Annotated in this window: 17 protein-coding genes; 9 read left to right on the top strand and 8 right to left on the bottom strand. The window is 67.3% G+C overall.

The genetic code is table 11. The features are described from left to right. The first annotated feature begins 90 nt into the window (after positions 1–90). Complete coding sequence (locus QRN40_RS04605; protein WP_285114321.1) at positions 91–1,884, top strand: DUF4832 domain-containing protein; 1,794 nt, start codon at positions 91–93, stop codon at positions 1,882–1,884. Positions 1,885–1,943: 59 nt separating this feature from the next. On the opposite strand, the gene QRN40_RS04600 is transcribed toward QRN40_RS04605, so the two are convergent. Continuing rightward, positions 1,944–3,146 carry an ROK family protein gene (locus QRN40_RS04600; RefSeq protein ID WP_285114319.1) on the bottom strand — a complete coding sequence of 401 codons (1,203 nt, stop codon included), beginning with the start codon at positions 3,144–3,146 and terminating at the stop codon, positions 1,944–1,946. Between the two features lie 164 nt (positions 3,147–3,310). On the opposite strand from QRN40_RS04600, the gene QRN40_RS04595 reads away from it, so the two are divergent. From QRN40_RS04595 to QRN40_RS04570, 6 genes are all read left to right on the top strand, one after another. Beyond that, a complete protein-coding gene (locus tag QRN40_RS04595; RefSeq protein ID WP_285114318.1) occupies positions 3,311–4,237 on the top strand; it encodes a carbohydrate ABC transporter permease in 927 nt (308 codons plus the stop codon). 9 nt (positions 4,238–4,246) lie between these two features. Next, on the top strand, positions 4,247–5,203 hold the full coding sequence (locus QRN40_RS04590) for a carbohydrate ABC transporter permease (protein WP_285114316.1): 957 nt from the start codon (positions 4,247–4,249) through the stop codon (positions 5,201–5,203). A 59-nt stretch (positions 5,204–5,262) separates the two neighbouring features. Continuing rightward, positions 5,263–6,603 carry an ABC transporter substrate-binding protein gene (locus QRN40_RS04585; protein ID WP_285114314.1) on the top strand — a complete coding sequence of 447 codons (1,341 nt, stop codon included), beginning with the start codon at positions 5,263–5,265 and terminating at the stop codon, positions 6,601–6,603. Between the two features lie 77 nt (positions 6,604–6,680). Then, the gene (locus tag QRN40_RS04580; RefSeq protein WP_285114313.1) at positions 6,681–8,183 is read left to right on the top strand and encodes a glycoside hydrolase family 36 protein; all 1,503 of its coding nucleotides are present in this window, start codon (positions 6,681–6,683) and stop codon (positions 8,181–8,183) included. Between the two features lie 114 nt (positions 8,184–8,297). Then, positions 8,298–9,707 carry a DUF4832 domain-containing protein gene (locus tag QRN40_RS04575; protein ID WP_285114312.1) on the top strand — a complete coding sequence of 470 codons (1,410 nt, stop codon included), beginning with the start codon at positions 8,298–8,300 and terminating at the stop codon, positions 9,705–9,707. 177 nt (positions 9,708–9,884) lie between these two features. After that, on the top strand, positions 9,885–10,706 hold the full coding sequence (locus tag QRN40_RS04570) for an MIP/aquaporin family protein (RefSeq protein WP_285114311.1): 822 nt from the start codon (positions 9,885–9,887) through the stop codon (positions 10,704–10,706). A gap of 60 nt (positions 10,707–10,766) precedes the next feature. Here the strand turns inward: QRN40_RS04570 and QRN40_RS04565 are convergent, their stop codons facing one another. From QRN40_RS04565 to QRN40_RS04540, 6 genes are all read right to left on the bottom strand, one after another. Next, positions 10,767–11,153 carry a hypothetical protein gene (locus tag QRN40_RS04565; protein WP_285114310.1) on the bottom strand — a complete coding sequence of 129 codons (387 nt, stop codon included), beginning with the start codon at positions 11,151–11,153 and terminating at the stop codon, positions 10,767–10,769. Positions 11,154–11,220: 67 nt separating this feature from the next. After that, positions 11,221–11,853 (bottom strand): signal peptidase I, encoded by a 633-nt coding sequence (locus tag QRN40_RS04560; RefSeq protein WP_285114309.1) that lies wholly within the window; start codon positions 11,851–11,853, stop codon positions 11,221–11,223. Further along, complete coding sequence (locus tag QRN40_RS04555) at positions 11,850–12,779, bottom strand: hypothetical protein (RefSeq protein ID WP_285114308.1); 930 nt, start codon at positions 12,777–12,779, stop codon at positions 11,850–11,852. Before QRN40_RS04555 ends, QRN40_RS04560 begins: the two co-directional genes overlap by 4 nt. A 49-nt stretch (positions 12,780–12,828) precedes the next feature. Beyond that, a complete protein-coding gene (locus QRN40_RS04550; protein WP_285114307.1) occupies positions 12,829–13,401 on the bottom strand; it encodes an alternate-type signal peptide domain-containing protein in 573 nt (190 codons plus the stop codon). Between the two features lie 433 nt (positions 13,402–13,834). Continuing rightward, positions 13,835–14,431 carry a dihydrofolate reductase family protein gene (locus QRN40_RS04545; protein WP_285114306.1) on the bottom strand — a complete coding sequence of 199 codons (597 nt, stop codon included), beginning with the start codon at positions 14,429–14,431 and terminating at the stop codon, positions 13,835–13,837. Between the two features lie 200 nt (positions 14,432–14,631). Continuing rightward, complete coding sequence (locus QRN40_RS04540; RefSeq protein WP_502878895.1) at positions 14,632–15,255, bottom strand: TetR/AcrR family transcriptional regulator; 624 nt, start codon at positions 15,253–15,255, stop codon at positions 14,632–14,634. 210 nt (positions 15,256–15,465) lie between these two features. Here QRN40_RS04540 and QRN40_RS04535 point away from each other — a divergent pair, with 210 nt between their 5' ends. Continuing rightward, the gene (locus QRN40_RS04535) at positions 15,466–16,941 is read left to right on the top strand and encodes an MFS transporter (protein WP_285114304.1); all 1,476 of its coding nucleotides are present in this window, start codon (positions 15,466–15,468) and stop codon (positions 16,939–16,941) included. 12 nt (positions 16,942–16,953) lie between these two features. On the opposite strand, the gene QRN40_RS04530 is transcribed toward QRN40_RS04535, so the two are convergent. Next, on the bottom strand, positions 16,954–17,382 hold the full coding sequence (locus QRN40_RS04530; protein WP_285114303.1) for an ester cyclase: 429 nt from the start codon (positions 17,380–17,382) through the stop codon (positions 16,954–16,956). An 84-nt stretch (positions 17,383–17,466) separates the two neighbouring features. Between QRN40_RS04530 and QRN40_RS04525 the strand changes: the two genes are divergently transcribed. Beyond that, positions 17,467–17,616 (top strand): phosphatase PAP2 family protein, encoded by a 150-nt coding sequence (locus QRN40_RS04525; RefSeq protein ID WP_285114302.1) that lies wholly within the window; start codon positions 17,467–17,469, stop codon positions 17,614–17,616. The last annotated feature ends 21 nt before the right edge of the window (positions 17,617–17,637 follow it).

Genomic DNA, 17,637 nt, shown 5'->3' with positions numbered 1-17,637 from the left:
TGGCGGCGAACTCGGACACTCCCATTGCTATTTAAAACTGCAAGTTGAATAATTATGCCAGCAGTCCATCGGCGTTCAGAGAGGAACACTATGAAAAGGACTATCGCGGCAACACTCGCGTCGCTCGGCCTGGTCGCAGCGGCGATAGCCGCGCCAGCGGTGGGCGCCGTCTCCACGGCTCCTTCCGCCGCTTCCACGCCAGGCTGGACGGCTCTTGCCTCCGGCTCTGAGCCTCAGTCCAACCCGCTCAAGGGATTCATTCCGTATCAGGGGTCGTACTCCAACTTCCCCTACACGACGGAGTGGGCCTACTTCCCCGTCAACGCGGCCATGACCGGCCCCAACGCCTTCAACTGGTCGCAGGTCGACAGCGTGCTCAACGACATAGCGTCGCGCGGACACCAGGCGGCCTTCCGTTTCTACCTCGACTATCCGACCAAGCCCAGCGGCGTACCTCAGTTCCTCCTCAATGGCGGCCTGACGACGCACTCGTACAACGACTATGGGAACAACGGCGTCAGCGTCTCGCCCAACTATGACGACTCGAATCTCCGTACGGCGATGGACCAGTTCATCGCCGCCCTCGGGGCCCGTTATGACGGCGACGCCAGGGTCGGCTTCGTCCAGGCTGGGTTGCTCGGTTTCTGGGGGGAGTGGCACACCTACCCGTACAACGGCACTGGTGGCCAGCCGAATTGGTTCGCGTCCAGTGCGACACAGGTGGCGGTCCTCAACGACTTCGTGAACGCATTCCACACGACGAAGCTCGAGGTGCGTCAGCCGGATTCACAAAACGCGTCGTTGCCGATCGGCTACCACGACGACTCGTTCGCGCTGGAGACCAAGACCAGCTCTCTGGGGTGGCATTTCATGGACAACATGGCCGCCGCTGGTGCAACCGACAAGTGGAAAACGCAGTCCATCGGAGGTGAGCTGAGGCCCGAGTTGCAGTCCTGCATTTTCAGCTCGTCCGGCTGCCCGGTGATCGAGGCGAGCGGGGACAACGATTTCTCGGGCAGCGTCAGCCAGACCCACGTGAGCTGGCTGCTGAACCAGTACGCCTTCCAGAACGGTTACTCCGCGGCGGACAAGTCGGCCGCGCTGGCGGGGGCGCAGTCGATGGGCTACTCCTTCCGGGCGACGGAGGCTCTGGTGCCGACCACCATCAGCGCGGGGAGCAGCGCATCGGTCGGCATCACGGTCAGCAACGTCGGCATCGCTCCGTTCTATTACAGCTGGCCGATCACACTCGCCTTGGTCGATTCGTCGGGCACGATCGTGAAGACGTCCACGACGTCGTGGCACGTCTCCGACATAGGAAGCGGCGGGTCGGCCCAATTCACCGGCACATTGGCGACATCCGGAGTGGCGACCGGCTCGTACCGGCTGCTCGCGCAGGTGACCAATCCGCTGTCTGGCGGTGCACCGATCCGGTTCGCCAACGCGGGACAGGACACAGTGAAGGCGGGCTGGCTCACTCTCGGCACAACGACGATTGCGGCCGGGGGAGCGACCTCGGCCAGCTACGAAGCTGAGGCGGCCTCGAATGTGCTGACCGGGACCGCCGCAGTGGCGTCGTGCGCGGCGTGCTCGGGCGGGTCGAAGGTCGGCTACGTCGGCAACGGCGCGACGCTCGCTTTCACCGGGGTGGCCGGCGGCGTGTCGAGCTTCCGGATCGCTTATGCGTCGGCGGTCGCTCGTACGGCCACCGTGAAGGTGGACGGAGGGACGACCACATCGGTGAGCTTTCCGGCGACGGCGGATTGGAACACTGTGGGGACCATCACGGTGAACGTCGCGATCCCGTCAGGAACCTCGCACACGATCACGATCGCCAACCCGTCCGGCTGGGCGCCCGACATCGATCGCATCACCACCGGCTGACCGAGAGTGACGGTTCCGGTGGGGTCGAGCAGTGCGCCCCCACCGGAACCGTGCCTCTCTCACCCGCGCAGGAGTTCCTTCGTCTCGGCCGTCCCCGGGAACGACTCCCGCTCCCGGACGGCCCCGTCCAGGACCGCGGCGAGACGATCGGCGGCGAGGCTGATGCCGCCCATCGCGACAGCTTCTGAGCCGAGGGTGGATGCGACGACGGTGGGAGCGAGGGGCACGATGGCGCGAAGGGACTGTTCGAAACGCGGAAGGAAGACGTCGGCGCTGGGTGAGCTGCCTCCGCCGATCACGAGCAACTCCGGGTCGACCGCCAGGGTCATCGCGGCTGCTCCGGTAGCAAGATCATCCGCGAACTCCCGTACGGCCTCCACCGCTGCCGGCTCGCCCAGGCGCGCCAAATCGAAGATCTGTTCCCGGCTGGGGCGGGGTGAGCCGAGCACCGCGGCGCCGTACTGCTCGTTCAACTCAGCCCAGCGCAGCTCGGGCATCTCGCCGACGATGCCGGCTGCGCCGTGCACGCCACGGTGCACCTTGCCGTTCACGATGGACGCACCGCTCGTGCGGGCGCCGCACAGGATGTAGACGACGTCGGTGTGACCGCGGGCCGCGCCCACGGCGAGTTCGGCCTGGGCGCCGAGGGCGACGTCCCCCTCGACCAGGACTGCGGCGTCGTAGTCGCGCCGGAAGCGCTCGCGCAGGTCGAGACCGATCCAGCCCGGCATGCCGGTGCCGCCGAAGTGCAGCACCTCGCCTTGAGTGCTGATCGCACCAGGGGAGCCGATGGTAACCGCCCAGAGGTCGGCGCGGGTCAGGCGGAGGCTCTCGAGCAGCTCATCGCCGATACGCAGCGCGGTGCCGATACGCACCTCCGCCTCGTCCGATTCCGCTGTCGCGGCAGTCCGGTGCCCGCGGACGTGGCCGGTGAGATCGGTGACCACCGCGTAGATGTGGTTGGCGCCGATGTCGAGCGCCAGGAAATGTCCGAGGCCGGGCGCGGGCTGGTACTCGGCGGCAGGCCGGCCCAGCCGGCCTGGGGCCGAGCTCTCGGAGGCCACCAGCCAGCCCGCCTCCATCAGGTCTGAGATGATCGCGTCGATGGCGGTGCGGGAGAGACCCGACTCGGCGGCGAGGTCCCGCATCGTCTGGGGACGCTCCAGGACCGCGCGCAAGATCCCCCACGAGTTCATCCGCCGCAGGAGTGAGCGGCTGCCGACGCCGGGCTCGACCCCTGCAATGAGAGCTTCTCGTGCCATCTGATCCTCACCTCTTGCGCTTTATAACGGCAACTTGCATAATTAACCCGTTCACTCGACTTTACCGCGAATGGGCAAACCTCGCGGTCCGCGAATCGCTCGCGGATCGATCCACCCTTATTGCGCCAACGACGGCAGCACGTCTGCGGCGACGAGAGGTAGTCATGACCGCCCTCCTCCCGAGAGCCGTGAACCGCACGGGCACGCTGCCAAAGCGTCGCCGCCTGCGGGACGACCGCAAAGTCGCATGGTTCTTCATCGCCCCGGTGCTCATCGGCTTCGCCGTGTTCTACCTCTACCCCACGATCCGCGGGGCCTGGTGGTCCTTCACCGACTACAGCCTTCTGGGCGACCCGAAATTCGTCGGCCTGGAGAACTACGCGGCGGTGTTCCAGGACAAGGAGTTCTGGAACTCGATGGGCGTCACCCTGTATTACGTGATCGTCAACGTGACGACCCAGACGGCCCTCGCCCTGCTGCTGGCCGCGCTCATGCACCGGCTGACACGATCGGTGATGCTGCGGACGACGCTGCTGCTGCCGTGGCTCGTACCCAACGTGACGGTCGGACTCGTGTGGCTGTGGCTGCTCGACACCAACCTCGGATTCGTCAACCATCTGATCACGTCGATGGGGCTGCCGGCGGTCGGCTTCTTCACCAACCCGGCCCTCGCCATCCCGACCATCTCGATCGTCAACACCTGGGCGTACACCGGCTACACCGCGCTCCTCTTCTACGCGGGCATGCTCCAGATCCCGAGCGACCTGTACGAGAGCGCATCGCTGGACGGCGCCGGTGAGTGGCGGTTGTTCACCCGCATCACCCTTCCGCTGCTGCGGCCGGTGATGGCGCTGGTGCTCGTCGTGTCGCTGATCGGGTCGTTCCAGATCTTCGACACGGTCGCCGTCACCACGAAGGGCGGCCCGGTCAACGCCACGCGGGTCATCTACTACTACATCTACCAACAGGCGTTCAACTTCTTCCATATGGGCTACGCCGCCACCATGGCGATCGTCCTGGTGCTCATCCTCGGCCTTCTGACCGCCGTGCAGCTGCGCCTCCTCCGCGCCTCCGAATCCCAGCTCGCCTAGGAGACGACCATGACCATGACACAACCGGTGACACCCGTCCTCTCCGCTGAGGCGGCCGCGCCTGCGGCTCCCGCACGCACCGCCACCCGGCGCAGGTTCTCGATCGGCCGCGCCCTCGGCTGGACCGTACTGATCGTCTCCCTGGTGCTGACGCTGTTCCCCTTCTACTGGATGCTGAAGACAGCGCTCACGCCGGCGGCCGACGTGATCAAGGACTCCGGATCGTTCTTCCCCGGAAGCCCGACGTTCATCAACTTCGCCCGGGTCCTCGGGTTCCTCACCCCGGCGCAGGACCAAGCGGCCGGGGGCTCCGGCGCCTCCATCAACTTCCTGCTGTACCTGTGGAACTCCATCGTCTACTGCGCGCTGATCGGGTTCTTCCAGACCCTGTTCTGCGCGATGGGAGGCTATGCGTTCGCCAGGCTGCGCTTCCCGGCCCGCAACCTCCTGTTCGCGATCCTGATCGCCGCACTCATGGTTCCCGGGATCTTCACTCTGCTTCCGAACTTCGTGCTGGTGCGTGACCTCGGCCTGCTCAACAACGTGTTCGGAATGGTGGCGCCGAGCCTCCTGATGACCCCGTTCGCGCTGTTCTTCCTGCGGCAGTTCTTCCTCAACATCCCGGTCGACGTCGAGGAGGCCGCGATGCTCGACGGCGCCGGCAAGATCCGCGTCTTCTGGCGGGTCGCCCTGCCGATGAGCCGCGGCCCGCTGATCACCATCGGCCTCATCACCGTGGTGTGGGCGTGGAAGGACTACCTGTGGCCGCTCCTGATCGGACGAGACGAGAGCGTGCGCACGATGACCGTCGCGCTCGGCGTGTACCTGCAGCAGTCCCCGAACACGCAGCCGGACTGGACCGGGCTCATGGCCGGATCCACGCTCTCGGTCATCCCCGTCCTCATCCTGCTGATCTTCCTCGGCCGCCGGATCGTCGAATCGCTCAACTTCACCGGCATCAAGTGACCAGCCCCACCCTCCCAACCCCTCATCCCGATGCACCATCCACACAGAGAGAGAAACGAATGAGAAAGCTCCGTCGCGTCGCCGCCATCGCCGCCGCCGCCGCACTACTCGCCGGAGTCACGGCGTGTTCGTCCACCGGATCCGGCTCGAATGAGAAGGTGACGCTGCAGTACTGGATGTGGGACGACACCCAGGTGCCGGCTTACCAGCAGTGCGCACAGCAGTTCACCAAGGAGAACCCCGACATCACCATCAAGATCTCGCAGTCGGCGTGGGGGCAGTACTGGACCAACCTGTCGACGCAGATCGCCGCGGGCAGTGCGCCCGATGTGTGGGTCGACCAGGCGTCGTACTACCCGCAGTTCGTGCAGGACAAGCAGATCGTCGACATCCAACCGATGGTGGACAAGGACAAGGTCGACCTCGGCCAGTACGTGGACGGCCTGGCCGATCTGTGGAAGGTCGGCGACGCTCGCTACGGCCTTCCGAAGGACTGGGACACGATGGGCCTCGTCTACAACAAGGCGGACCTCAAAGCCGCCGGCATCGACGAGGCGTCGCTGTCGGACCTCACGTGGAACCCCAACGACGGGGGCACTTTCGAGCAGACGATCGCAAAGCTGACCGTCGACAAGAGCGGGCACAACGGGCTCGACCCGGCTTTCGACAAGAACAACGTCAAGGTCTACGGCTTCCTGCCCGAATGGGCGGACGGCTCCCAGGGCCAGAACGGCTGGGGCAACTTCGCCTACTCGACGGGGTGGACCTACGCTGACAAGAATCCGTTCGGCACCAAGTTCAACTACAACGACCCGAAGCTGGCGAAGACGGTGCAGTGGCTCGCCGATCTGTCGGACAAGGGTTACGCTCCCAAGCTCGATGTGCAGTCGACGCTTGCTCGCTCGGAGGTGCTGGCCAACAACGGGGGAGCGCTGACCACGCTCGGCTCGTTCAACCTCGCTTCCTACAAGGGCAAGACCGACCAGTTCGGCTTCGCACCGCTCCCGGTCGGGCCGGAGGGCCGCAAGTCGGCGATCAACGGTCTCTCGGACGCCATCTACGCGGGGAGCAAGCACAAGGACCAGGCCTGGAAGTGGGTCAAGTACTTGGCGTCGTCCGACTGCCAGAACACAGTGGCCGCGACCGGTGTGGTCTTCCCTGCCATCAAGGAGGCGTCAGAGAAGTCCGCCGCCGTCCGGGAGAAAGACGGTCTGAACGCGAAGGTGTTCCTCGACGAGCAGCAGGCCAAGGACGGCACCTTCATCATCCCGATCAGCTACCACGGCACGGAGATCAGCCAGATCGTTCAGGACGCCATCCAGAGCGTCGCGCTCGGCCAGCAGGACGCGAAGTCGGCGCTGGGTAAAGCGAACGACCAGGTCAACGGGCTCTTCAAGTAGCCGACGAGCGGGGGCGGCGACCGGTCGCCCCCGCTCCCCATCGACAGGCCCTCCGGCCCTTTTTCAGAAAGCTCAGCATGCTGCACACCTTCGACTTCGGCGGTCTCCGGATCCCAGCCAACCTCCCCGGCCGGCCGGAGGCGGCGCCCGGTGGGTTCATCGTCCCGGCCGGTCCGGTCGCACTCCTGCATCCCTTCGGGGAAACGGAGTTCTACCGTCACGGATGGAACTCGTGGAGCCCCTCCGGGTGGGCGCGCACCGACGGTGAGACGATCGGCATCAAGAACAGCCCACGCCGGCTCCTGACAGCGGACGATGCGGCCAACGAGACGCCGCACGCCCACTCCGGCGCCGCCGTCGGTGCGGTCACCGGAGCGGACGGCAACGTCCTCCTCCTCGGCGCGCTGGGCGTCGGGTCGCCGCGCGTGGGCGCCGACCGCAACGTCCTCTGGGGGCGAGCGGAAGAGGACCAGGCGGCCTGGTTCGTCGCATACGGCCCGGAGCGCGAAGTCTTCGCCGACTATGCGGACCGCGTCTCCGAACGCCTGGGACGTCGCTCCGCCAGGGCCGGCACGGTGTGGAGCAGTTGGTACTCCTTCTACGAGGACATCGACGAGGAGCTCGTCGCCCGCACTGCGTCGGACCTGGCCGGGTATCCGTTCGACGTCTTCCAGCTCGACGACGGCTGGGAGCCGATCGTGGGCGACTGGGTGGCCGGTCCGAAGTTCCCGTCGGGGATGGCGGCCACGGCCCGCACCATCGCCGACGCCGGGTTCACCCCCGGGCTCTGGCTGGCGCCGCTGATCGCCCTCCCCGGCTCGGAGGTCGCGCAGTCCCGTCCCGATCTCCTTGTGCAGGACGACGAGGGTCGGCCGCTGATCAGCGGCTACAACTGGGGCTCTCACTACTACTCGCTGGACACCACCCAGGAGGAGGTCAAGGATCACCTCCGCGAGGTGTTCGAGAGCGTCGTCGGCTGGGGTTTCCGCTACCTCAAACTGGACTTCATGTACGCGGGCGCCATCGCGGGCAACCGCCGCGTCGCTCTCCATCGCGAGGCCGCGTACCGGGAGGCGGTTCAGCACATCCGCTCGGTGGTCGGAGACTCCGTGTACCTGCTCGGCTGCGGCGTCCCGATGATCCCCAGCGTCGGGGTCTTCGACGGCGCCCGGGTCGGGCCGGACGTCGGAGCCTTCTGGGACAACGCGGAACGGGTCGGGGATCCCTCCGGTGTCGGCGCCCGCAATTCGATCGTCTCCTCGCTCAACCGCACCTGGATGAAGCGGCTCTACGAGGTGGACCCGGACGCGATCTACTTCCGCAGCGAGCGAAGCCTGCTCGACGACGCTCAGCGACAGGCGCTGCGGGATACGGCCGCCATCCTCGAGTTCCGGTCGACCTCCGACCCGGTCGCCTGGCTGAATTCGCGCGAGCGCGAGCAACTGGCCGAATACATGAAGGAGACCTCGGTCATCGAACAGACGGGCCGGTATTCGTTCCGGATCGACGATCGCGAGGTCGACCTGACCCCGATCATGACGGGCACAGCCGCGACCGACGCGGCATCGCTCGTCGTTTAGATGTGGAGGCGCGGCGACGCTCACTTCCGCCGCGCCTCCACTGCCGCGAATCCTCGCGGCCGCACACGCTCCACAGAACCCGGTGACGAGGCCGTCATCAGAAAGCGAGCCAGCATGCGCAAGACAGTTCGTACCATCGCCGCCGCCATGGCGGTTGCGGGGGCGCTCGCCCTCACGGCCGTCGCCGCCACGCCTGCAGCGGCCGGCGGCCCAGGATGGAGGCCGCTCGCTCCGGCCGCCGAGCCTCAGGTGAACCCGTTGAAGGGCTTCATCCCCTTCCAGGGCTCCTACGACAAATTCCCCTACTCGATGGAGTGGGCGTACTTCCCTCTCAATTCGGTGATGACCGGTCCTGGCACCTTCGACTGGTCCGCTATGGACACCGCCCTGGACGATATCGCCTCTCGTGGGCACCAGACGGCGCTGCGGTTCTACCTGGACTACCCGGGCCGTCCGAGCGGCATTCCGCGGTACCTCCGGGACGGCGGGCTCGTCACCCATAGTTACGACGACTACGGCAACAACGGCGTGAGCGTGTCGCCGGACTACGACAACCCGGCGCTGCGGTCGGCGCTCGACACCTTCATCGCGGCGCTCGGAGCCCGCTACGACGGTGACGCCCGCGTCGGATTCGTGCAGGCCGGTCTCATCGGATTCTGGGGCGAGTGGCATACCTACCCGTACAACGGGGATGCGGGCGAGCCGAACTGGATGCCCTCCGACGCCACGCAGCGAGAAGTGCTCACCGACTTCATCTCCGCCTTTCACTCGACCCGGCTCATGGTTCGCAATCCCAACGCGATGAACGCGGACCTGCCGATCGGCTATCACGACGACTCTTTCGCGCTGGAGACGAAGGCGAGCTCCCTGGGGTGGCACTTCATGGACAACATGGCAGCGGCCGGCGCAACGGAGAAATGGAAGACGCAGCCGATCGCCGGCGAGCTGCGGCCCGAGTTGCAGGGGTGCATCTTCAGCGCGGCCGGGTGCCCGGTGCTGGAGGACGGCGGCGACAACGACTTCCCCGGAAGCGTCACCCAGACTCATTCCAGCTGGCTGATCGACCACTACGCGTTCCAGACCGGCTACTCGGCGGCGGACAAGCCGGCGGCGCTGAAGGCCGCGCAGTCACTCGGCTACTCCTTCCGCGTCACGTCCGCCTTCCTACCGGCGGCGGCGACCGGCGGCCACGCGACGGTTGGTCTGACGATCGCCAACCGCGGCGTCGCCCCCTTCTACTACGACTGGCCACTCACTCTTGCGCTCGTGGACAAGAAGGGAACGATCGCGAAGACCATCGCGACCGACTGGAGGGTGAGCACCGTCGCCAGCGGGGCCAGCGCCCGGTTCACGAAGGATGTGGACGTCAGGGGACTGGGCGCGGGCCGTTACACCGTGGTCGCACAGGTGACGAACCCGTTGCCCGGCGGCGTGCCGGTGCGGTTCGCGAACCAGGCGCAGGATGCCGACCGTGACGGCTGGCTGACGCTCGGGGCGATGACTGTCGCCGCCGGCCACCGCTGATCGAAGGACCACCCGGTGGCGGGGACTCGCCCTGCCACCGGGCCACTCCGGCGGACTCAGGTCCAGGTTGCGGTCTGCCGCGGCGCCGCGTGCAGGGGATATGGTGCGTCGCGAGACGCACCACGGGTGTCGTGAACGGTGCGCTCATCCGCGGTGTCGCCGAGTCCGAGGAGGATAATGGACGAGCAGGCCAGGCAGGGTGTCGCACTACGTTTCGAGCGGTGGTTCGAGCTCGAAGTGGTCGCACCGATGGCGGATTTTCAGAACCCGCGACAGGAGTGGCGCCGGCTCTTCTCCGAGCTGTACGGGACGTTCCTGCTGGTGATCGTCGCGGCGGGCGGCGGAATGATGAGCCAGGCGTTCCCGGGCACGATCAGCCGGACGGCCGCGGTGGTGGCGCCCGGACTGATGGTGCTGGGGATCATCCTCTTCATGGGCAAGGTCTCCGGTGCCCATCTGAACCCCGCCGTGACGCTGGCATTCGCAGCGCGCGGTGACTTCCCGTGGCGCAGGGTGCCCGCCTACATCGTCGTGCAGCTGGCCGGAGCGACGTTCGCCGCATGGCTGCTGCATGCGATCATCGGGGTGTCGGCGAAGTACGGGTCCAACTATCCCGCGCCGGGGTACTCGTCCTTCCAAGCCTTCTGGATGGAAGCTCTGCTCACCCTCGGGCTCGTGAGCGTCATCCTCGGCACAGCGTCAGGCGCACAGAACGTCGGTGTCATCGGCGCCGTCGGCGTCGGGTCGTATATCGCGCTGGCGGGGCTGTGGGGCAGCCCCATCTCGGGCACCTCCATGAACCCGGCCCGCACTTTCGGGCCGGACCTCGCCAGTCTCGATTTCCGTGACTACTGGGTCTATGTCGCGGGGCCGCTCGCGGGTGCGGCCGTCGCCGTACTGCTCGCCTTCGTCCTGCGCGGGTACGGGGGCGGCCTGAGCGGGTCCGCCGCCGCTCAGGGCGATCTCGGCACTCAGGCGGGTCGCCCCGGCCAGCTCTGACCCGCGTGGGCGCGGGTGCAGAGGAACAGGAGCAGCGTCGAGCGTTCGGTACTGAGTCGCTCAGCCGTTGAACGGGACCGCGACAGGGCCACCGAACGACGACGTGTCGTAGCTCGGCGCCGGGGTGGCGTCCGAGCGGTAGTCCGTGCTGAGGGCGACCGGCGCCGCATAAGGCGCGACGGCTTCAACGGCGGGGCGCGCGTCGTCCGACGTCTCGAACGGGGCCTCTTTGAGGCCGATCTGCTGAAGCTGCTCGACCGTCCAGCCTTCCTTCACCGCAGCGTTCCAGCCCTCTTCGTAGGCGGCGAGCGCCTCGTGGATCGTCTTGCGCTGCTTGGCGAGCTCGCGAACCGCTGCGATCCGCGCTTGGATCTCCGACTCGAGCATCACGTGCGCGAGCGAAGCGGCCGCCTCGGGGTCGACAGAGGCACCGGGTGAAAAGGTCATGATCGTTCTCCTTCGATTCGGGTTCGAAAGTGCAGGAGCACGTCGGCGTGGTCCTGAGTCGACGTTCTCACAGCGGGGACCCCGGGGCAGTCCCCACTTCGGGTCGCGCGTCGAGAGGGCGTCCGGGGTCATCGCCGCTGGTGGCCGCAGCGGAATGCGCCCGCCGCCGCGAAGGGGTGGGCGCCAGTGCGGCGCGGAGGATCATGTAACCCGAGTAGAGCAGGAGCAGCACCCCCAGGGCCGGCACGATCCACGAGCGCTGCCCGTGGTCGATGGCGCTGTTCACAAAGCCCAGCAGAGGCACGCTGTACCAGACGACCCCGCGGACCTGGGCCGGGATGACCGGGGCATCCTTCTCCGCGTTGTTGTCTCCCTTGGTGGTGAACGTGAGGCCCCCGGTCGTGGACCGGGTGATCGCGACCACGCGGTGTGAGACGACGGCCGGGTCGCCGGAGCGGAGCTGGTAGGTCATGACGTCGCCGATGCGGATCTGGTGTAGCGGCACCGGCTTCACGATGACCAGGGTGCCGGGCGGAAGCGTCGGCTCCATCGAGCTGGTCAGGATGGTCGCGGGCGTCGCCCCGGCGACCTTCGGTACCACGATGGCGGCGAGTGCGACCAGGATGACGAGGCCCAGGAGCCCTGCACTCAGCCCGATGCCGAGGTACTCGAGCAGGGACTTCGTCTTCGCGTGTTTCATGGCGTCACCGGGTCCGGCGAGGGGGAGGAGGGCGCAGAGCCGGCGGCGGCCGGCTCGAGCACGACAGTGGCTGCCGGCGAGGTCAGGCCCACCGCATCCCGCGCCACCACCGAGTAGGTGTGTTCCGTGTCGGTGGTCGAACCGTCGTCGGTGAACGTCGTCGAGGAGGTGGACCCGATCGGTGCGGCCGTGCCGTTGCGGTACACGTCGTAGCCGACCACGCCCACGTTGTCTGCCGCGGCCGCCCACGACAGTTCCACCGCACCGGCGGAGCCCGCAGCGGTGCTCGCCGTCAGATTCGACGGTGCGGACGGAGCGAGGTCGTCGACGAAGGACTGTGTGGCTCCACCGGTCGCAGTGCTCGACCAGGTGCCGGCGCTCGCCGTCGTCGTTATCGCCAGGTCGACCGCCGACCCGCTGGCGATTCCGGATTCCGACGCGACGTTCATCGTCGTCTGGACGCAGAGGCTGCTCGATTCGCCGGGGCCGAGCGTACGGGTCAGGGCCAGACCCGCCGCCGACGCCCAGGTGGCGGAGTAGGCGGTCGACGGGGCGACGGCGGAAGCAGTGCAGGATGCGGTGCTCTCGGTGGGCCAGGCGAGGACCGAGATGGCCGCTGCCAGAGGGGCGGAGCTACCGGGACCGAGAGTCGCGACAGTGCTCACCGAGGTGGCCACACTGCTCGTATTGGTTACGAGCACGCCTCCGGTCGTGGTGGTGCGCCCGGACCGGAAGACGACGTCGAGGGGCGGCGCGATCGCCTCTGTCACAGAGACTGTGGCAGCCGTGACCGTCCCGGCATCCGTGGTCGCGACGCCGTTCCACAGAGCGTGGGTTCCGGTCCCGGGGAGGAGTGCGGCGACGACAGCGGCAGCGGCCAGGGCACCGGTCCCCAGCGCCTTCCACGCTCCCCGCAGATCGGACATCCTCGCTTCTCCTCCCCGGATGCTGGCTCGACTGGCTGAATTCGCTCGGCTACTGCTGGGCCAGCTTGAACGCGAGCTTCGTCAGGTCGATCGTGCCGCCCTGCGCGGCCGTGCCGGTCGCGTCGAACGGCGCGCTCAGCACGATGGTGACCGTCTTCGTGCCCAGGGCACCCGTGACCTTGTACGAGTACGGCGCCGGGCCGGTCGAGAGGCCGGCGGGCAGCGTGCCGGGGATCGTCATGGTCGCGGTCCGCGCCAGAGCGCTCGCGAGTTCCGAGCTTGCAGCGTTGCCGCCGATCGCGATCGACGACGGGTCGAGGCTCAGGATCGCGGAGAGGTTGTCGCCGGAGGCCGAGATGTCGACCTTCTGTGTGAGGGTCAGGGTGTCGCCCGGAACGATCCGGAAGGCGTCGATCGACGAGATCGGGGTCGTCACGCCGCCGTGGGTGACCGTCCATGCCGGCGCGGAACCGGGGGTCTTCGCGATCGTCATCGTCCCGGACTGCACGGTACCGGCCGCAGCGCTGGCGGTGCCGTTCCACAGGGCGAAGGATCCGGCGCCCCCGAGAAGGAGGACCACCCCAGCAGCCCCGGAGATCGCGCCTTTCAGGAACCTGTTCATCACACACTCACATTCTGTTCGGGTCAGGACCCGGCAGGCGTGGCCGTGCGCGCTCGAAGTGAGCGCGACAGGGTGCCGCGTCGTCGGGTCGACGTAGAGCGATGCCCCGGCATCGGGGCGAAGTTCATGAGGGGACGGGTTCCCCTTCATCAAGCCGCCCGCGACCGATATGTCGGGCAGTCGCGTCGGCTAGAGATGAATGTACTTGTCCGCATTATGGGGGACAAGACCGATCGGTACACCAAAACGGGGGCCACATTTCACGAGAGACCCAAGAGCAGGTCACGCGATGCCGGCGATTTTGTCGCAAAGCTCCAAAGCTGCGCGGGTGCCTCTGAGGCGCTTGTTCTGTGCGCCCCGGCGGAGTCGGCGCTCAATTATTGCGCTTCGGGGATCTTCTTTGAAGAGGCGGTCGGAGCGGGTGAGGCCGCTGTCAGGCGTACTCGGGGCGTCCGTCCACGTCATAGGTGAGAGCGACGATCCCACTCCCGAACACGCGAGAGTCCGTCAGCCGGAGGGCGAAGTCGAGCCCGCGCTGGGGGAACACGCGTTGGCCCTCGCCGACGATGACGGGGAACTGGATCAGGTTCAGCTCGTCGACCAGTTCGCTCTCCAGCAGCCACCGCGCGAGTGCGACGCTGCCGACGACGAGCAGTTCGCCGCCCGGCTGCGCCTTGAGTTCCCGGATGCGGGTGAGAGCGTCCTCGCCGATCACCGTGGTGTGTTCCCAGGTCGGATCGGCGAGGCTGGTCGAGACGACGTACTTGGGCTTGGACGAGATCGCCTCACCGAATCCACCGTCTTCGCTTCGTGCGCCCCAGTACGTCTCGAACAACCCGTAGGTCTTTCGTCCGAGAAGGAACGCGTCGGGGCGTCTCCAGGTGTCGAGGATGTACTGAACCGCGTCATCATCGTTCAGCGGGAGAGCCCAGCCGCCACGCGTGAACCCGGGATCCATCTCCTCGTTGTTGCCGCCGTTGGCCTGGGCGACGCCGTCCAGGGTGATCTGCAGGCTGATCGTGAGCTTCATTGACTCGTTCCCCCTCCATCGAGATGACCACACGGTAGCGGCGATGGCGGACGCTGGGAAGGGACCGCGACGCGCTGGCCTCGGGCGCACAAGGGGCCTGGCTGCGATCGAGCGCGGAGGGCCATTCCGTGTACCAGCGTCCGGGCTTCATGGACGTCGGCGCCTGGGAGTGCTGGCTGAGTGTCCGATCTCTGCTGAGGTCAACGGGCCGAGGCCTGCAGCTCGAGGCCAGCCAGCAGGAGATCGAGTCCCGCGCGGAACTGATCGCGGTCATCGTGCACGGCGAACTCGTCGACGATGTGGTGGATGAATGGGTACTCCACAGGGTCGAGCGCCCGCCACTGTTTGGTGGCCTCCGCGAGATACTGCTTCTGGTCGAGCTCGCCCGAGAGGACCGCATCCGGCAGCTCCTGGCCCATGTCGGCCGCGGTGCCGATGACGAAGCCCACCACCGCCGAGGCGGCGTAGAAGGACTGGCGGGCCCCGAGTCCGAGACGCATCACCTCCTCGCCGATCCGCTCGTACAGCTGGAGCGAGTGGACCTGCCGTCCGGTGTCGCGCATGGCGTAGGCGCCGAGCCAGGGGCGGTCGACGATGGCGTCGAAGAGTGTGCGGGCGATCGCGCGCAGATCGGCGATCGGATCCCCGGACGCCACGTCGGCGACGGACTCCAGCACGCCGGCGAGCACGGAGTCGGCCGCGAGGTCGAGGAGCTCGTCGCGTCCTGACACGTACCAGTACACGCTCGCTGGGCCGCCGCCGAGCCGGTTGGCGAGGGCGCGGATGGTGAGCCCTTGTGCGCCGGACTCGTCGAGAATCGCCACTGCCTCGGACAGTACGGACTCCAGGGAGTGCGAAGCCCGGGGTCGCTTCTGCGGCTCGTGGCCGCGTGCCCGCGCCTCTGCGTCTCGCCCTGGACTGCTCATGCCACCCATCCCATCACAACCTGTACCTTCGCTTGCAGATTATCGAACGGTGTTCTATTCTATCGAACGTTGTTCGAGACTCGAACACTGTTCGATTGAGGAGTTGTCATGAGCACTCTCACCTCTGCTCGGCCCCGCAGCTATGTGTCCATGAAAGCCGCGTGGATGCCGCTGGCCGCGCTGTGCCTCGCCTTCTTCGTCGAGATGGTCGACAACACGCTGCTCTCCGTCGCGCTTCCGACGATCGGGCGCAGCCTCGGGGGCGACACCACCTCCCTGCAGTGGATCACCGGCGCGTACTCGCTCACCTTCGGCGGGCTGCTGCTGACCGCCGGCTCGATCGCCGACCGCTTCGGTCGCCGCCGGGTGCTTCAGGTGGGGCTCGGGTTGTTCGGCCTGCTGAGCCTGGGCGTGCTGCTGGTCACCACCACCAGCGAGCTCATCGCGCTGCGTGCGCTGCTCGGCATCGCCGCGGCGGCGATGGCGCCCATCACCAACTCCCTCGTGTTCCGGCTGTTCGACGACGACAAGCTCCGGATGCGCGCGATCACCCTGATGATGGTCGTGGGCATGTCCGGCTTCGTTCTCGGCCCGCTGCTCGCCGGCAGCGTGCTCGCGCACCTCTCGTGGCAATGGCTGCTGCTCGTCAACGCGCCGATCGCCCTCATCGCGTGCCTCGGCGTGCACTTCGGTGTCGCGCCCGACACGGCCGATGGGCTCACGAAGGACCGGCTCGACGTTCCCGGAGCTGTCCTCAGCATCCTGACGATCGGTCTCGCCTGCTACTCCCTCACCAGCGGAGTGCAGAACGGGTGGTCGTCTCCCGTCACGATCGCGGTCGCGCTCGGCGCGGTGGCCTCCCTCGTCCTGTTCGTCGTGCGCGAGCGTCGAGCGGCAGCACCGATGCTCGACCTCGCACTGTTCCGCCGCGGCACCGTCCGGGGAGCCGCCATCGCTCAGATCGGCAGCTCGATCGCGATGGCCGGCGTGATGTTCGCGCTCGTACTGCACTTCCAGTACGCCTGGGGATGGTCGCCCCTCATGGCGGGGCTCGCGAACCTCCCGATCATCGTGACGATGATCTTCGCAACACCGCTGACCGAGTGGCTCGTGCGTCGCTTCGGGCACCGGATCGCCTGCTTCGTCGGTGCCCTGCTGCTCGCAGCCAGCCTCGGCATGATGGCGTCGAGCGTGCAGCAGAACTACGCGGCGATCGCCCTCTCGATGATCGTGATGACGATCGGCCTGCGCACCGTCATGACGATCTGCGCTGTCGCGCTCGTCGGGGCGATGCCCGAGAACCGAACGTCCATGGGCGCTGCGATGAACGACGCAGCGCAGGAAGTCGGCACGAGCATCGGCACCGCGGTCGTCGGAACACTCATCGCCGTGCTCGTCACCACCGTGCTGCCCAACGGCACGTGGAGCCACGCACTGGTCACGACGTTCTTCGACGGCGAGCAGGTGATCTTCGGCATCCTCGCCGTGGCGGTGGGGCTGATCGCGGGCTTCGGCGCCCTCACGCTGACGAACGCGCGCACCGTCGACGAGCACCCGCCCGCGGATGCGGAGACGCTCGCCTGAGCCCGGGGTCGGTCACGTCGGCGGGAGCTCGAAGGTAACGCCGAGGCCGACGAGCGCACCGTAGAGATCGGGTACGCCCCACCACTCGGCGGCCACACCGTCCTCGAAGCGGAGCAGGTGCATCGCGGGGAGGGTCACGTGCTTGCCGGTCGCCGGCAACCCGACGAGTGATCCGGTATGGGTTCCTGTCCACGTCATCCGGGCCGCGACTCTGTCGCCTTCCACCACGATGTCCTCCACCACGCCCCTGAGGCCCGACAGGCTCTCGTGCATCCCGTGCATCCACGCAATCACCCCAGCGGCGCCGGGAGGTTGATCGGGAATCCCACTGTGGTCGACGATGTGGGGGCTGATACGTGCAGCCAGGGCATCCGCATCATCGGCTTCGACGGCGGCGATGACGTTCTTGTAGGCCTGCCGCAGTTGGTCTGCATCGGGCATGGCTCCTCCTTGCATGGTGCGCGAGCAGCACACGACATCTCGAGCCGAAGGCTGCCGCACCCAGGTTGATTGGTGAGGATGCGCGTGGCAAGTGGTCGCGCTCGCCGGGTGGCCGCCCTGGGCGTCGTCGCGGTCGTCGGCATGGCGGCGATCCGCCTCTATGTCAGCGCCCATTACCTGACCGACGTCATCGGCTCGGTGCTGGTCGCCTGCACCGCCGCTGCCGTCCGCTGACCGAAGGCCCGAGCGCGGAGG

Source organism: Leifsonia sp. fls2-241-R2A-40a (genome assembly GCF_030209575.1).
Taxonomy (GTDB): domain Bacteria; phylum Actinomycetota; class Actinomycetes; order Actinomycetales; family Microbacteriaceae; genus Leifsonia.
This window is presented reverse-complemented; position numbering and strand designations above follow the sequence as displayed.